18 protein-coding genes are annotated in these 14,658 nt (G+C 41.5%); all 18 read left to right on the forward strand.

Annotated elements, in window-relative coordinates:
* Positions 1-780 (forward strand): site-specific integrase (locus G4407_RS01300; RefSeq protein ID WP_173687464.1); only part of this gene is annotated, 780 nt, incomplete at its 5' end.
* Positions 777-2,096, forward strand: a complete 1,320-nt coding sequence (locus G4407_RS01305) for a site-specific integrase (protein ID WP_173687465.1) — start codon at positions 777-779, stop codon at positions 2,094-2,096. The genes G4407_RS01300 and G4407_RS01305, both read left to right, overlap by 4 nt.
* Before the next feature lie 529 nt (positions 2,097-2,625).
* Entirely contained in the window at positions 2,626-4,491 is a 1,866-nt protein-coding gene (locus G4407_RS01310; protein WP_173687466.1) for a TIGR03960 family B12-binding radical SAM protein, read from the forward strand.
* Positions 4,475-5,182, forward strand: coding sequence for a TIGR03936 family radical SAM-associated protein (locus G4407_RS01315; protein WP_173687467.1), 708 nt, complete (start codon positions 4,475-4,477; stop codon positions 5,180-5,182). The genes G4407_RS01310 and G4407_RS01315 overlap by 17 nt, the downstream gene beginning before the upstream one ends.
* 3 nt (positions 5,183-5,185) lie before the next feature.
* Complete coding sequence (locus tag G4407_RS01320) at positions 5,186-6,376, forward strand: ribonuclease E/G (protein WP_173687468.1); 1,191 nt, start codon at positions 5,186-5,188, stop codon at positions 6,374-6,376.
* On the forward strand, positions 6,369-6,851 hold the full coding sequence (gene ybaK, locus G4407_RS01325; protein ID WP_173687469.1) for a Cys-tRNA(Pro) deacylase: 483 nt from the start codon (positions 6,369-6,371) through the stop codon (positions 6,849-6,851). The genes G4407_RS01320 and ybaK overlap by 8 nt, the downstream gene beginning before the upstream one ends.
* A 199-nt stretch (positions 6,852-7,050) precedes the next feature.
* Complete coding sequence (locus G4407_RS01330) at positions 7,051-8,370, forward strand: aspartate kinase (protein ID WP_173687470.1); 1,320 nt, start codon at positions 7,051-7,053, stop codon at positions 8,368-8,370.
* A gap of 89 nt (positions 8,371-8,459) precedes the next feature.
* Positions 8,460-8,873: a CBS domain-containing protein gene (locus G4407_RS01335; RefSeq protein ID WP_173687471.1), complete on the forward strand. Its 414-nt coding sequence runs from the start codon at positions 8,460-8,462 to the stop codon at positions 8,871-8,873.
* A gap of 118 nt (positions 8,874-8,991) precedes the next feature.
* The gene (gene rplU, locus G4407_RS01340) at positions 8,992-9,300 is read left to right on the forward strand and encodes a 50S ribosomal protein L21 (RefSeq protein ID WP_008370484.1); all 309 of its coding nucleotides are present in this window, start codon (positions 8,992-8,994) and stop codon (positions 9,298-9,300) included.
* 15 nt (positions 9,301-9,315) lie between these two features.
* A complete protein-coding gene (locus tag G4407_RS01345; protein WP_008370483.1) occupies positions 9,316-9,648 on the forward strand; it encodes a ribosomal-processing cysteine protease Prp in 333 nt (110 codons plus the stop codon).
* 5 nt (positions 9,649-9,653) lie between these two features.
* Positions 9,654-9,938 carry a 50S ribosomal protein L27 gene (rpmA, locus tag G4407_RS01350; RefSeq protein WP_008370482.1) on the forward strand — a complete coding sequence of 95 codons (285 nt, stop codon included), beginning with the start codon at positions 9,654-9,656 and terminating at the stop codon, positions 9,936-9,938.
* A gap of 73 nt (positions 9,939-10,011) precedes the next feature.
* Entirely contained in the window at positions 10,012-11,295 is a 1,284-nt protein-coding gene (gene obgE / locus G4407_RS01355; protein ID WP_173687472.1) for a GTPase ObgE, read from the forward strand.
* Positions 11,296-11,326: 31 nt separating this feature from the next.
* Positions 11,327-11,617: a ribosome assembly RNA-binding protein YhbY gene (gene yhbY, locus G4407_RS01360; protein ID WP_008370480.1), complete on the forward strand. Its 291-nt coding sequence runs from the start codon at positions 11,327-11,329 to the stop codon at positions 11,615-11,617.
* Between the two features lie 17 nt (positions 11,618-11,634).
* On the forward strand, positions 11,635-12,267 hold the full coding sequence (nadD, locus tag G4407_RS01365) for a nicotinate-nucleotide adenylyltransferase (RefSeq protein WP_173687473.1): 633 nt from the start codon (positions 11,635-11,637) through the stop codon (positions 12,265-12,267).
* Positions 12,248-12,850 (forward strand): bis(5'-nucleosyl)-tetraphosphatase (symmetrical) YqeK, encoded by a 603-nt coding sequence (gene yqeK, locus G4407_RS01370; protein WP_173687474.1) that lies wholly within the window; start codon positions 12,248-12,250, stop codon positions 12,848-12,850. The genes nadD and yqeK overlap by 20 nt, the downstream gene beginning before the upstream one ends.
* An 8-nt stretch (positions 12,851-12,858) precedes the next feature.
* Positions 12,859-13,209 (forward strand): ribosome silencing factor, encoded by a 351-nt coding sequence (rsfS, locus tag G4407_RS01375; protein ID WP_173687608.1) that lies wholly within the window; start codon positions 12,859-12,861, stop codon positions 13,207-13,209.
* Between the two features lie 107 nt (positions 13,210-13,316).
* On the forward strand, positions 13,317-13,580 hold the full coding sequence (locus G4407_RS01380) for a helix-turn-helix domain-containing protein (protein ID WP_173687475.1): 264 nt from the start codon (positions 13,317-13,319) through the stop codon (positions 13,578-13,580).
* A 127-nt stretch (positions 13,581-13,707) separates the two neighbouring features.
* Entirely contained in the window at positions 13,708-14,223 is a 516-nt protein-coding gene (locus tag G4407_RS01385; protein ID WP_173687476.1) for a hypothetical protein, read from the forward strand.
* Positions 14,224-14,658 lie beyond the last annotated feature (435 nt).

A 14,658-nucleotide genomic window follows, 5' to 3' on the forward strand; every position in this document is an offset into this window, starting at 1 on the left:
ATGGATAATTCCTTACTGGCTGTAAGGGATATTAACCATAAATATATTGTAGTAGCAGAGAAAGAAAGTCTAATCAATAATTTTGATTATACACAATTGATTCAGTATAATTATGATCAGCGAAAATATGTTAGCTATTCTACGGAACAGTTAATTTCTTTCTTAAAGACCGCTCGTAATGACCCGTGCTATTTAGAAGTGTTACTTGCATTATTTGCCGGATTGAGAACAGGTGAAATATTAGGACTTAACTATAGTAATATTAATTTAAAAAAGGGAACAATTACTATATGCCAGCAGATTTCTACCGCTGATAGAGATGGAAAAGTAATCCCCCCTAAATCTAAAAGCAGTTACCGAACAATAAAAGTCATTCCGCTTCTTATAGATGAGTTAAAAAATCGAAAAAAACAAAATGCTGCGTTTTTCCGTAAAAATCCTGATAGCGGCAAACAATGGAAGAACTATGTGTGTATAGGAAAAAATGGGAATATAAAAGGCAGCACCACCATAGGAAATGCCGTAAAAAGAATCTGCGTAAATGCCGGTGTCCCTTTTATCTCACCTCATGGATTGCGACACTTGTGTGCAACTATATTAATTGAAAATGGATGCGACATAGAATTAGTTTCAAAAATGATGGGGCATAAATCTATTCAGACAACAATGGATATTTATTGCGGTCAATTAGAGGATTTGGATAAAGTTTCTTCAACAGTAAACAAATCATTTGATCCATTCAACGCATATAACAATAACAGCGAGGTGAAGACTTTATGAAATATAAGCAGATCGTAAAACCGGAAATCAATCCTTTGATTTTGAATACCACTATTGAAAACTGGGAATTTAGACCAAGCATAACAAGTGTTAGAGGAAAGTACGGTGTTCGCTTTGAACTTACTTTTTCCAATGGATTAAAAAAGCAAAAACAAGTAGGCGGATTTAAAACGAAAAAGGAAGCAAATAGAGCAAAAGAAGAGATACTCTATCAGCTGTCAACTGGAACATATATCCCATATCGGTTCACATTGCAAGAATTTTATGATTATTGGTTGTATTATTATATGCTAGATAAAAAAATAGCATATTCCACATTCGTAAATTATCGGAACGTGATATATAACCACTTGCTAAAATCGATATCACCACGCACATACATAACGAACATTGAATCCTCTGATTTGATCAAATTTATGGATTCTATTGCCTCGAACCCTTTGCGTTGCAACGCTTATGCCGTTATTAGTTCTTCTTTTAAAACAGCAAAGGAGCTTAACATAATAGCGCAAAACCCGGCGCCTTACGCTGTTCAAACAATCCGTTCAAAGATGCGACAGAAAAAAAGAACGGAGACCAAACGCAAAACTTTTTCATTACAGCAATTACAAAATATTTTACTAACCTGCAAAAAAGAAGAGCCTAATTACTATCTGTTAATGTTGATTTGCGCTACAACTGGCGTCCGGATAAGCGAAGCACTTGGTCTTCAATTTGAAAACGTAGATTTCCCCAATCGTCAATTACATATTATCTGGCAAAAAGGACGAACTATTTACGGAGATGGCTGGGAATCTCAAATGGCTACAAGTCAATTGATCCAAACGAAAACGTATTCTTCTGTAAGGAACGTTGAAATACCTCAGTTCGTTTTAGATGAAATTATTTTGGCAAAAAATAAGTATGATTACTTGAATCAAAATGATGTAAATTTTCATTATACACCCGATTTTGTTGTTGTGAATTCAAACGGAAGACCATTATCAAGAGATTCCAAAATCAGTCACGCATTCAAACATGTCCTTGAATTATGTGATATAAATCCTGATGATTATTGCTGGCATGACTTACGGCACACATATGCTACATTATTGAAAAAGAATATTAATAATTTAAAAGTAATCTCTAAATTATTAGGACATTCAACTGTAGATATGACTGAAGACGTTTATATTGACGATCAAAGAGACATAATTGATACAAGCAGTATTATGACAAAATATGCCGATTCACTATATGACAAAATCCATATGAGCGATAAAAGCGAAGAACTTGATATGTCAAAAATAAGTGATGCCTTTCTAAGAATAAGATAGTGTCCGTCAATATAATTATATAATCGTGTGTTGTATCATATGGTCTTACATGGTAACAGAACTATAGTTTTTGTTGCAAAATGCCATAAAACAAGCATTATTTTAATTTTTAGTTTTTTAAATTATTACAGATTTTCCCACAATGAAAGGAAATACTGTAAAACATATACGGTTTGCAATGTGTTTTCCAGAACATTGTTTTGTTGTTTATTGACTAGATTCGCAATTATGCATAAAATACATTTTTATGCATAATTATTCATTACATATGTCGTGTCATTGCGTAACAGGCAGTAAAAATCTTATAAAAGATCAAGGTGTTACATATAGTCTCATACAGTCTTTTGTAGTGCCAAAACCATACTTTCTGTTACATAATAGTAAAAACAGGCTATTTTCACATCATTTATTTTGCAAATTTTTGAAATAAATGGTATAGTCTTAAAGCTAAGAGATTATAAATATTGCTTGTATTTACAGTGTGAATCGTTATAAAATCAAGAGAAGAAGAATTTAAAATGGAGGAAAAATGAGGAAATTAGCATTAGATGATGATATTTTACTGAATATAGAGAAACCTGCCCGCTACATTGGTCATGAAGTTAATTCGGTCATGAAGGACAAAAAAGCGGTAGATATTCGGTTTGCAATGTGTTTTCCGGAGGTCTATGAGGTTGGTATGTCCCATCTGGGAATCCAGATTCTGTACGATATGTTCAACCGTCGGGAGGATACCTGGTGCGAGAGAGTGTACTCTCCGTGGATCGATCTGGACAAGATCATGCGTGAGAAGAACATTCCGCTGTTTGCCCTGGAATCTCAGGATCCGGTGAAGGATTTTGACTTTCTTGGCATCACATTACAGTTTGAGATGTGTTACACCAATGTACTGCAGGTGCTGGATTTATCCGGTATTCCGCTTCACAGTGAGGACAGAACTTTAGAAGATCCATTTGTCATTGGCGGGGGACCATGTGTTTACAATACAGAGCCACTGGCTGAATTTTTCGATATGTTCTATATCGGAGAGGGCGAAGTGGTTTATGATGAGCTTCTGGAAGCATACAAAAAGTGGAAGAGAGCCGGAAAGAGCCGGAAAGAATTTCTGGAAATGGCAGCAGAGATCGAGGGAATTTACGTTCCTTCTTTTTATAATGTCACTTACAAAGAAGACGGCACGATCGAATCTTTCCTGCCAAATAATCCGCATGCAAAAGAAAAGATTAAACGAGTAGTTGCAGCAGATATGAGCCAGACAACTTATCCATTAAAGCCGGTTGTTCCATTTATTAAAGTAACCCAGGACAGAGCCGTTCTGGAAATCCAGCGTGGCTGTATCCGTGGATGCCGTTTCTGCCAGGCAGGAATGGTTTACCGTCCGACACGTCCGCGTGATATCAACATGCTCAAAGAGACGGCACGTGCAATGCTGAAAAATACAGGACATGAAGAGATTACTTTAAGTTCGTTAAGTTCCAGTGATTACAATGAACTGGAGGAGATCGTCACCTTCCTGATCGATGAGTTCCACACCCAGGGAGTCAACATTTCCCTGCCGTCTCTTCGTATTGATGCGTTTTCTCTGGACGTTATGAGCAAGGTGCAGGATGTGCGTAAGAGCAGTCTGACCTTCGCCCCGGAAGCCGGAACCCAGAGAATGCGTAATGTAATCAACAAAGGTCTGACGGAAGACGATATTTTAAATGGTGCAGGACAGGCTTTTGAAGGTGGATGGACGAAGGTCAAGCTCTATTTCATGCTTGGACTTCCGACCGAAACCCAGGAAGATATGGAAGGAATTGCTGTTCTTGCAGATAAAGTGGCACGCCGGTATTATGAGATCCCGAAGGATCAGAGAAATGGAAAATGTCAGATCACGGCAAGTAGTTCCTTCTTTGTACCGAAGCCATTTTCACCGCTTCAGTGGGCGACCATGCAGCCGATGGAAGAATATATCCGCCGCGCCGGAATCGTACAGGAAGCATTCCGCAACCAGCTGAACCGCAAGAGCTTGCGCTACAACTGGCATACCGCAGAAGTAACCGTTCTGGAAGGAGTCTTTGCCCGTGGTGACCGGAAGGTCGGAAAGGTTCTGGAAGAGGCTTACCGTCTTGGTTGTATTTATGATGCGTGGGATGAATATTTTGATTATGATAAATGGCTGCAGGCCTTTGAGAATACGGGTGTGGATATGGATTTCTACAATCTCAGAAAGCGTGAGCTGGATGAGATCTTCCCGTGGGATTTCATTGACTGTGGCGTGACAAAATCGTTCCTTATACGGGAATGGAAAAATGCAATGGAAGGAAATGTAACCCCGAACTGCCGGGCAAAATGTTCTGGCTGCGGGGCAGCAACTTACGGAGGAGGTGTCTGCTTTGAAGGCAAGAATTAAATTTCGCAAAAATGGAGTCATGAAATTCATCGGACACCTGGACATCATGCGGTATTTTCAGAAAGCAATCCGCCGCGCTGAGATTCCGATTGCATTTACCAGCGGCTACAGTCCGCATATGATCATGTCTTTTGCCAACCCGCTTGGCGTGGGACTGACCAGTGATGGGGAATATTTTGATATTGAACTGACTGAGCCGATTGCCAGCAGAGAAGCAGTGAAAAGACTGAATGAACAGATGGTGGATGGTATGGAGATCGTCAGCTTTGTGCAGATCCCGGATGATAAGAAAAGCAAAGGAATGTCAATCGTAGCAGGTGCCGACTATTTATCTTCGGTAAAAAATGGCAGTCTGCCGGAAGATCTTGCGGAAAAACTGGAAGCTTTCTATGCCCAGAACGAAATCTGTGTGGTGAAAAAGACGAAGAAGAGCGAAAAAGAAGTGGACATCCGCCCGATGATCTATAAACTGGAATGTCGGAACGGAGGAATCTACATGCGTGTGGCAGCAGGAAGTGTCCAGAACTTAAAGCCGGAACTGGTCACAGAAGCCTTTGCCCGTTATCTGGGTATGGATGATGAGGAAGTGGCCTTCACCCACCACAGATTGGAAACCTTTGCGGAATCTGAAGATGCGGATGGCAAAACGGTTCTGGTTCCGCTGGATGCACTTGGAACGGAGATTGTATAATAAATGGAACGGAAAGTAATCCTTACAGAATGTATGAACCGCCGGGTGCTTGCACTTTTAGAAGATGAAAAAGTGGTTGAATTTCACTTTGGCAGCGGCGGAGAAAAAAAGAGCTGCCGCCTGGGTGAAATTTATGTCGGAAGGGTACGGAAAATTCTTCCGAATATCGGCGGCGCATTCGTTGAAATTTCAAATGGTGAGCAGTGCTATTTTGCTCCGGAAGGAAAATACACGCCTGTTTTTACAAATAAACTTGGAAAGAAACCGCTTGTGATCGGTGATGAGCTTCTGGTTCAGGTGGAAAAAGAAGCGGTGAAGACAAAGCAGCCTGTCGTGACCGGGAACTTAAATTTTACCGGGCAGTATGTGGTGCTGACGTCCGGCAACCGGACGATTGGTGTATCCGGAAAGATTCACGGTGCGCGAAAAGAAGAACTGCAGAAGCTGGGACAGGAATATACAGATTGTGATTTTGGACTGATTTTCCGGACGAACTGTGCGGAAGCAGAGGAAGACCAGATCCGTGCGGAGATCGACAAACTGGCAGAAACCTATCACCGGATCATCGAATATGGGAAAATGCGTACCTGCTTCAGCTGTCTGCAAAGTGCACCGGATCCGTGTGTGCAGGCGCTCCGGGATATTTACAAAAAAGATCTGACAGAAATTATTGCGGATAAAACAGTAGAAGAGGGAGCTTTATATAAAGAAGTTCAGACCTATCTGGAAGAAAATATGCCGGATGAACTGCCACTTCTGCGTGCATATACGGATACGTCTTATCTCCTTACAAAATGCTATAATCTGGAGGGCGCGCTCCGCGAGGCAAGACAGGAACGCGTGTGGATGAAATCCGGGGCTTATCTGGTGATCCAGCCGACAGAGGCGCTGACTGTGATCGATGTCAATTCCGGGAAATGTCTGAAAAAGAATTCTCATTTTCCGGAGATCAACCGGGAAGCAGCAAAAGAAGCAGCCCGCCAGATCCGGCTCCGCAATATTTCCGGTATCATCATTATTGATTTTATCAACATGAAATCAGCAGAAGAGAAGAAAGAACTTCTTGAGTATCTGCAGCGGGAATTAAGGAAGGATCCAAATCCGGGAAATGTGATGGGAATGACGAAACTGCAGCTGGTTGAAATTACACGGAAGAAAATCCGAAAAACACTGGAGGAAAGTTTACATGGGTAAAAAAGAAGTAAAAACAAATGCAATGCGTATTTTAGACAGAATGAAAATTTCTTATGAATATCAGACCTATGAATGCGATGAATTCACAGATGGGATCGAAACCGCAGACAAGCTGAATCTGCCTCACGAACAGGTTTACAAGACGATTGTCACAACAGGAAAAAGCGGAGAGCATTATGTATTTGTCCTTCCGATCGAAGCAGAGATTGACTTTAAGAAGGCGGCAAAAGCAGTTGGAGAGAAGTCCATTGAGATGCTTCATTTAAAAGAACTGACACCACTCACCGGGTATGTACGCGGAGGCTGCACATCCATCGGTATGAAAAAACATTTTCCGACTGTGATCGATGCAAGCGCACAGCAGTTTGAAAAAGTCTATGTAAGTGCCGGAAGAATCGGTGCACAGCTGACACTTACACCGGAGGATTTGAGGAAAGCAGCAGATGCTACATTTGCAGATGTAATTCATGCATAGGAATTTTATAAAAAATGCAATTCTATTAGACAAAATGCAAGATTTTCGGCGGATCACAAAAGAAAATCTTGCATTTTTCACGTCAGCGTAATAAAGTAGTAACTACATAAGTGTTGGAGCATTTGCCCGATGTTTCGACAATACAGGAGCTGCCTTGCAGCCAAGAATACATGATTGAGAGATGGAGGAATACCAACAGATGATTAAGGTAGTGAAATTCGGCGGAAGCTCTCTTGCCGATGCAGTACAGATTAAAAAGGCAGGAAAGATTGTTCTGTCAGACGAAACAAGAAGATATGTTGTTCCGTCTGCACCAGGAAAGCGCTTTCCTGATGACACCAAGGTAACAGACATGCTGTATCGTTGTTACGGCGCAGCTGTAAAAGAAAAGAAATTTACAGAATTACTTGCTGATATTCAGAAAAGATATCAGGAAATCATTGAAGGGCTTGGGATCACTCTTTCTCTTGACGAAGAATTTGCTACAATCCGTGACAATTTTGCAAAGAAGATCGGCAGAGATTATGCTGCTTCCCGTGGAGAATATTTAAACGGTCGTGTGATCGCTGCTTATCTTGGATATGAATTTATCGATGCAGCAGAAGTGATCAAGTTCGATGAAAATGGAAACTTCCTTTCTGAAGAAACCAACCAGATACTCGGGGACAGACTTGCTAAAATAGAACGTGCTGTTATACCGGGATTTTACGGAGCACGTCCGGATGGAACGATCCAGACATTTTCCCGCGGCGGATCTGATGTAACAGGATCGATCGTTGCAAGGGCTGTACATGCTGATATGTATGAGAACTGGACGGACGTATCCGGATTCCTCATTGCAGATCCACGTATCATCAAAAATCCAAAAGGAATCGAAGCAATTACTTATAAAGAGCTGCGTGAGCTTTCTTATATGGGTGCCAGCGTACTGCATGAAGACGCAATCTTTCCTGTCCGTAAAGAAGGGATTCCGATCAATATCCGCAATACCAATGCACCGGAGGATAAAGGTACCCTGATCGTGGAAGGAACCTGCAGAAAACCAAAATACACGATCACAGGTATTGCAGGAAAGCGTGGATTTGCTTCGATCACGATTGAAAAAGCTATGATGAACTCCGAAGTCGGATTTGGACGTAAGGTTCTTGGTGTATTTGAAGACGAAGGTATTTCTTTCGAACATATGCCGTCAGGAATTGATACCATGACCATTTTCGTTCATCAGGATGAATTTGAGGAACATGAGCAGAAGGTTCTTGCAGGCATCCACCGTGCCGTGAATCCGGATGATATTGAACTGGAATCTGATCTTGCACTGATTGCAGTCGTGGGACGCGGTATGCGCCAGACACGCGGTACTGCCGGAAGAATTTTCTCCGCACTGGCTCATGCGCATGTCAACGTAAAAATGATCGACCAGGGATCCAGTGAGCTGAACATCATCATCGGTGTGAGAGAACACGATTTTGAGGCAGCGATCAAGGCAATTTATGATATTTTTGTTAATACTCAGCTGTAAATCTTCAATTCGATCCTCAAATATGGTATAGTACAGATGTCGGGGAAAACTTCCCTGTACAGAACATTCATACAAGAGAGGATACGAAAATGAACATATTATTTTTCCTGAAGCCAAAAGCAGAAGTGGCATTTGTATATGATTACCACACGCTCAGACAGGCAATGGAAATCATGGAGTACCATAAATACTCCTCTATTCCGATGATCAACCGGGAAGGCAAGTACGTCGGTACGATCACCGAAGGAGATCTGCTCTGGGGACTTAAGAAGCTGAACATCCTGAATCTGAAAGAAGCAGAAGACATTGCAATCACGAAGATTGCAAGAAGAGCAGATTACAGGCCGGTAAGCGCTGATTCTAATATGGAAGATCTGATGGAAAAAGCGATGGATCAGAACTTTGTTCCGGTCATAGATGACCAGGAGAATTTCATAGGAATCATCACAAGAAAAGACATCATCGGATATTGTTACGAAAAAATTAAAAAAATCGCAAATTAGGGGTTGACTTTGTGCGGTATGCCACTGTATAATACAGAGGTATGCCGCACAACGAGGTTATAAGTCCTGATTTGATCAGACACCGTAGTTGGCGAGTAATGATAATAGGAGGTGCCATATGTACGCAATTATAGCAACAGGTGGTAAACAGTACAAAGTAGCCGAAGGCGATATCATTAAAGTAGAAAAGCTTGGTGTGGAAGCCGGACAGTCTTATACTTTTGACCAGGTTCTCGCAGTAAGTGGTGACGAGCTTAAAGTTGGAACACCAGTAGTAGAAGGTGCAACAGTTGAAGCATCTGTAATTGGTGACGGAAAAGCTAAAAAAGTTATCGTTTACAAGTATAAGAGAAAAACAGGTTACCACAAGAAAAACGGACACAGACAGCAGTATACAGCAGTTAAGATCGAAAAGATCAACGCGTAAGAAGCTGGTGGTTATATGATACGAGTAACCATTTATAAAAATGAAAAACATCAATGTGTAGGTTTCAAAGCACATGGTCATGCAGGATTCAGTGAAGAAGGACAGGATATTGTCTGCGCAGCTGTTTCTGTACTTACGATCAATACTTTGAATGCCATTGAGAAATTTGCGGATGACCGTACAAGCCTTGTATCCGATGAATCCAAAGGACTCATTGACTATCGACTTAAAGGTAATCCGACTCGCGAGGCAAAGCTTTTGCTTGACGCGATGGTTCTCGGTCTGGAAGAGATTGCAGAAGATGAGAACTACAGAGAATATATGGATTTGACATACGAGGAGGTGTAACAACCATGATGAAATTAAACCTTCAGTTTTTCGCTCATAAAAAGGGAGTTGGTTCTACAAAGAACGGTCGTGACTCTGAATCTAAGAGACTTGGAGCAAAAAGAGCAGACGGACAGTTTGTAAAAGCTGGTAACATCCTTTACAGACAGCGCGGAACAAAGATTCATCCAGGAATCAATGTAGGTCGCGGTGGTGACGATACATTATTTGCACTGGTTGACGGTGTTGTTCGTTTTGAAAGAAAAGGAAGAGATAAGAAACAGGTTTCTATCTATCCAGTAGCTGAATAAGCAGATTTAACAGAGGCTTCAAACTTTTTTGGTTTGAAGCCTTGTTTTTAGTCATAAATAAGGAGGACATATTATGTTTGCAGACAGAGCAAAAATATATATCCGATCCGGAAAGGGCGGCGACGGTCACGTCAGCTTTCGCAGGGAATTATATGTTCCGAATGGCGGTCCGGACGGAGGCGACGGCGGTCGCGGCGGTGATGTAATCTTTGAAGTAGACAAAGGTCTTAACACCCTGGTAGATTTCCGTCACAAAACAAAATATAAAGCACAGGACGGAGAGGAAGGCGGCAAAAAGCGCTGCCATGGTAAGGATGCAAAGGATCTGATCCTGAAGGTTCCGGAAGGAACAGTCATCCGTGAAGCAGAGACCAATAAAGTCATTGCCGATATGTCAGGTGAAAACCAGCGCCAGATCATCTTAAAAGGTGGAAAAGGCGGTCTTGGAAATATGCATTTTGCAACCTCTACCATGCAGGTTCCGAAGTATGCACAGCCAGGAAAGCCTGCGCAGGAACTCTGGGTGAATCTGGAGCTTAAGGTGATCGCAGACGTTGGGCTTGTAGGTTTCCCGAATGTTGGTAAATCCACATTCCTTTCCCGTGTAACCAATGCGCAGCCAAAGATTGCAAATTATCATTTCACAACACTCAGCCCGAACCTTGGAGTTGTAGATCTGGAAGGTGCAAAGGGATTTGTTATTGCAGATATTCCGGGACTGATCGAAGGAGCATCAGAAGGTGTCGGACTTGGACATGAATTTTTGCGTCATATTGAACGTACCAAGATGATGATCCATGTTGTGGATGCGGCAGGTATCGAAGGACGCGATCCGGTTGAAGACATTTACAAGATCAATGCTGAGCTGGAAGCCTATAACAAAGAAATTTCCATGCGTCCGCAGGTCATTGCAGCGAACAAGGTTGACCTTATCTATTCCGAAGATGAAGATCCGATCCAGAGACTGAGAGATGAGTTTGAACCAAAGGGAATCAAGGTATTCCCGATTTCCGGTGTGACCGGAGAAGGACTTTCTGATCTTCTTTACTATGTAAATAATGAACTTCAGAAGTTGGATGACAAGCCGATTGTATTTGAACAGGAATATTTCCCGGAAGAAGAGATCATCCATATGGATCTTCCATATACCGTAGAAAAAGAAGACGATATATTTGTAGTAGAGGGACCGAAGATCGAAAAGATGCTTGGTTACACCAATCTGGATTCCGAAAAGGGATTTGCTTTCTTCCAGAAATTCCTGAAAGAAACCGGTATCCTTGAACAGCTTGAAAATGTAGGTGTTCAGGAAGGCGATACTATCCGTATGTACGGTCTTCAGTTTGAATATTACCGTTAGAACAGGACATAATTTAAGAAAGGAGAGTTTTATGACTTCCAAACAGAGAGCTTATTTAAAGAGCCTTGCGATGACAATGGATCCGATCCTTCAGATCGGTAAATCCAGCGTAACACCGGAACTTACAGCAGCTGTTGCAGAAGCGCTTGAAGCAAGAGAACTGATCAAGCTTCACGTTCTTCAGAACTGTGGGGATGATCTTCGTGGAATGGCAGAGATTCTTGCAGAGCGTACACGTTCCCAGGTGGTACAGGTGATCGGAAGAAAAATCGTTCTTTATAAAGAGGGAAAAGACGACAAGAAGAAAATCGTTCTCCCTTAATGAGTGGAGTATAGATTATGAGAATCGGTATTATGGGCGGAACATTTGACCCCATTCACAATGGACATCTGATGCTTGGTGAATATGCGTATCAGCAGTTTCATCTGGATGAGGTGTGGTATATGCCAAACGGCAATCCGCCCCATAAATCAAATCCGGAAATACGAAAAGATTTACAGGATCGTGCCGAAATGACGCAGCTTGCTATTGAAGACATTCCGTATTTCCGGCTTTGTACCTATGAAATGGATCGAAAGGAAACTTCGTATTCCTATGAGACAATGGAGTATTTTAAAGAGACTTATCCGCAGGATGAATTCTATTTTATCATCGGTGCGGATTCTCTTTTCAATCTGGAAACCTGGAAATGTCCGGAGAGACTTCTGAAAACAGCGGTCATTCTGGCAGCATACCGGGATGACGCGGGAGCACCGAAGAAAATGAGCCGTCAGATTACATATTTAAGAGAAAAATATGCTTGTGATATCCGGCTGCTCCGTACCCCTGTGATGCCTGTTTCTTCCAGTGAGATCCGGCAGATGATCCGGGAAGGAAAGATGGAAGATCTCCCAATCCCGAAAAAGGTTGCAGATTATATAGATTTGAACAGATTATATCAGGTGAGTGAACATGACGGAAACAATACTTAAGATGCAGAAAAAAGTAAAACGATACCTGGATAAAGACCGCTACGATCACACAATCGGTGTGATGCATACGGCAGGCTGCCTTGCTATGCGTTATGGTGCAGATCTGGAGAAGGCTCTGATTGCAGGGCTTTTACACGACTGTGCAAAATGTGTGCCGAGTGCAGAAAAGATCAAACTCTGTGAGAGGAATCATATCGAAATCTCTGAAGCAGAGTACCAGAATCCGGGACTTTTGCATGCAAAGCTGGGTGCTTTTTTTGCCCGGAAAAAATATGGAATAGAAGATGAAGAGATTCTTCGGTCAATCGAGTCTCACACAACCGGCCGTCCGAAGATGTCTCTGCTTGATAAGATCATTTATATCGCAGATTACATGGAGCCGGGAAGAGATGTTGCACCAAATCTTCCGGAAGTACGTGCACTTGCATTTGTAGATCTGGATGCATGTCTCTACCGTATTCTGGAAGATACCCTTGCGTATCTTGAAAAAAAGGGTGCAACGGTGGATCCTGCAACAGAAGAGACATTTTTATACTATAAGAACCTGAAAAACAGTGATTCCGAAAAGGAGGACAAAAACTGATGCAGACAATCGAACAGTCAAGAGAGATGGCAAAACTTGCCTGCGAAGCACTCGTTGATAAAAAAGGCGAAGATATCCGTGTAATTGACATTGCAGGAATCTCTGTGCTTGCAGATTATTTTATCATCGCAAACGGAACCAACGAAAGCCAGGTAAGAGCACTGGTTGACAATGTAGAAGAGACACTTGGAAAAGCAGGGTACGAAGTTAAACAACGTGAAGGCTACGGTCTTGGAAGCTGGGTACTGCTGGACTTTGGTGATATTATCGTACATGTATTCGACAGAGAGAACCGTCTGTTCTACGATCTGGAAAGAATCTGGAGCGATGGCAAGCAGGTTGATCCGGAGGAACTGTAAATATATTTTCTGATATTTTGGAGATTGATACTGGTGAGCCTGTGCTTTCCGTGTTACAATATATACGTTATCGAAAAACATGGTCCTGAATCATGGAGGCACAAAGTATGGAACCAATGTATTTGTCAATCCAGCCGGAAAAGACCGGAGAACGCATAAAAAAGCTGCTTTTGGAACAAGGGTATACGATTCGGGAAATCCAGGGCGCTTTTGGATTTGAAAATCCGCAGGCTATTTATAAGTGGATTTCCGGCAAATCGTTACCCAGTATAGACAATTTCATTATTTTAAGTAGATTATTACATACTACGATTGAAGATATCCTCGTCATTGACGAGGATATTTCTCGTTTATGGGTAATTTTAAACTGATAGTTGAATGACAAACTGCCATAATATGATTTACAATTGAATCAGAAGCAAATGATGGAAGAGTTATAGGATTGATATTATTCTTATTTGTGTTGCAAACAAAAGAACATTATGGGAGGCAAAAATCATGAAGAAAATCACATCGGCTTATGCAAACAAGATGTTGAGAAGCCTTGAGGAAGATAAAGCATTCTGGGTAAACAAGGAGGCAGCATCCAGTACCTATGTGGCAGCGGTCAATGAGGAGCCGGTCATTCCGGAATACGATTACATGACCATTGCGAATACGATTGACGAAATCGACAGGAAGATTGTTACCATTAAACACACATTGAATCTGACAAATGCTACCGCAAAAGTGCAGGTCGGCGATCAGGAGATGAGTATTGACAGTATTCTGATTCGAATGGCACAGCTCAACAAAAGAAAAGCTGTTCTTGACGATATGCGCAAGCGACTTCCGAAAATGCGTGTATATAGTAGTTCATTTAGTTCATCTGGCTCAGCACCGGAATATAAATATATCAACTATGATTTAGAAGTAATCCGACAGGAATACGACCGTATTTCCAATACAATTATGGAAATGCAGATTGCACTGGATCGTTACAATCAGACAGTATTGTTTGAGGTGGATATCTAAGTGGATTTTCCGTACAGGGCATATCTTTAACAAAGCTTATAGACGGTTGGTTATGGTTCAATGTCATCGTTTATTGGTTATTTGTTATCAGGTTATGTGTTCTTGTTCATAGAAACATTTTTGGAAAAGTATACAATTTAAATTTTTAAATCACCCTGTAAAAAACCTGTGTCAGTTCACAGTGCAGAGGTACGGTTTCAAGCACACAACAGCTGCGGAATTGCTTCCGCAGCTGTTTTTATAGTAAGAAAGGATCGTAACCAAGAAAGTTTTAAATCAAAATATATCCGCCGAAAAAAGAATCCGCTCCATATTTAAAATTTACCAAAAACAAGAAACCATTTTTGTGAATTTAGTTTCTTGTTTTTTGGTTCGCAAAAATGCTACAATCAAGGAAACCAGAAGAAAAATAATAGTTTCCATAGGAGATGATGA

Origin of the sequence: Allocoprococcus comes (genome assembly GCF_013300725.1) — a bacterium.
Lineage (GTDB): Bacteria > Bacillota > Clostridia > Lachnospirales > Lachnospiraceae > Allocoprococcus > Allocoprococcus comes_A.

Excerpts from the sequence above, each read along its gene's own strand:
- G4407_RS01305 (WP_173687465.1), top strand. The coding sequence starts at position 777 with ATGAAATATAAGCAGATCGTAAAACCGGAAATCAATCCTTTGATTTTG.
- yqeK (WP_173687474.1), top strand. The coding sequence starts at position 12,248 with ATGACGGAAACAATACTTAAGATGCAGAAAAAAGTAAAACGATACCTG.
- G4407_RS01320 (WP_173687468.1), top strand. The coding sequence starts at position 5,186 with ATGGAACGGAAAGTAATCCTTACAGAATGTATGAACCGCCGGGTGCTT.
- G4407_RS01385 (WP_173687476.1), top strand. The coding sequence starts at position 13,708 with ATGAAGAAAATCACATCGGCTTATGCAAACAAGATGTTGAGAAGCCTT.
- G4407_RS01345 (WP_008370483.1), top strand. The coding sequence starts at position 9,316 with ATGATACGAGTAACCATTTATAAAAATGAAAAACATCAATGTGTAGGT.
- nadD (WP_173687473.1), top strand. The coding sequence starts at position 11,635 with ATGAGAATCGGTATTATGGGCGGAACATTTGACCCCATTCACAATGGA.
- rplU (WP_008370484.1), top strand. The coding sequence starts at position 8,992 with ATGTACGCAATTATAGCAACAGGTGGTAAACAGTACAAAGTAGCCGAA.
- ybaK (WP_173687469.1), top strand. The coding sequence starts at position 6,369 with ATGGGTAAAAAAGAAGTAAAAACAAATGCAATGCGTATTTTAGACAGA.
- yhbY (WP_008370480.1), top strand. The coding sequence starts at position 11,327 with ATGACTTCCAAACAGAGAGCTTATTTAAAGAGCCTTGCGATGACAATG.
- G4407_RS01330 (WP_173687470.1), top strand. The coding sequence starts at position 7,051 with ATGATTAAGGTAGTGAAATTCGGCGGAAGCTCTCTTGCCGATGCAGTA.
- obgE (WP_173687472.1), top strand. The coding sequence starts at position 10,012 with ATGTTTGCAGACAGAGCAAAAATATATATCCGATCCGGAAAGGGCGGC.
- rpmA (WP_008370482.1), top strand. The coding sequence starts at position 9,654 with ATGATGAAATTAAACCTTCAGTTTTTCGCTCATAAAAAGGGAGTTGGT.
- G4407_RS01380 (WP_173687475.1), top strand. The coding sequence starts at position 13,317 with ATGGAACCAATGTATTTGTCAATCCAGCCGGAAAAGACCGGAGAACGC.
- G4407_RS01310 (WP_173687466.1), top strand. The coding sequence starts at position 2,626 with ATGAGGAAATTAGCATTAGATGATGATATTTTACTGAATATAGAGAAA.
- G4407_RS01335 (WP_173687471.1), top strand. The coding sequence starts at position 8,460 with ATGAACATATTATTTTTCCTGAAGCCAAAAGCAGAAGTGGCATTTGTA.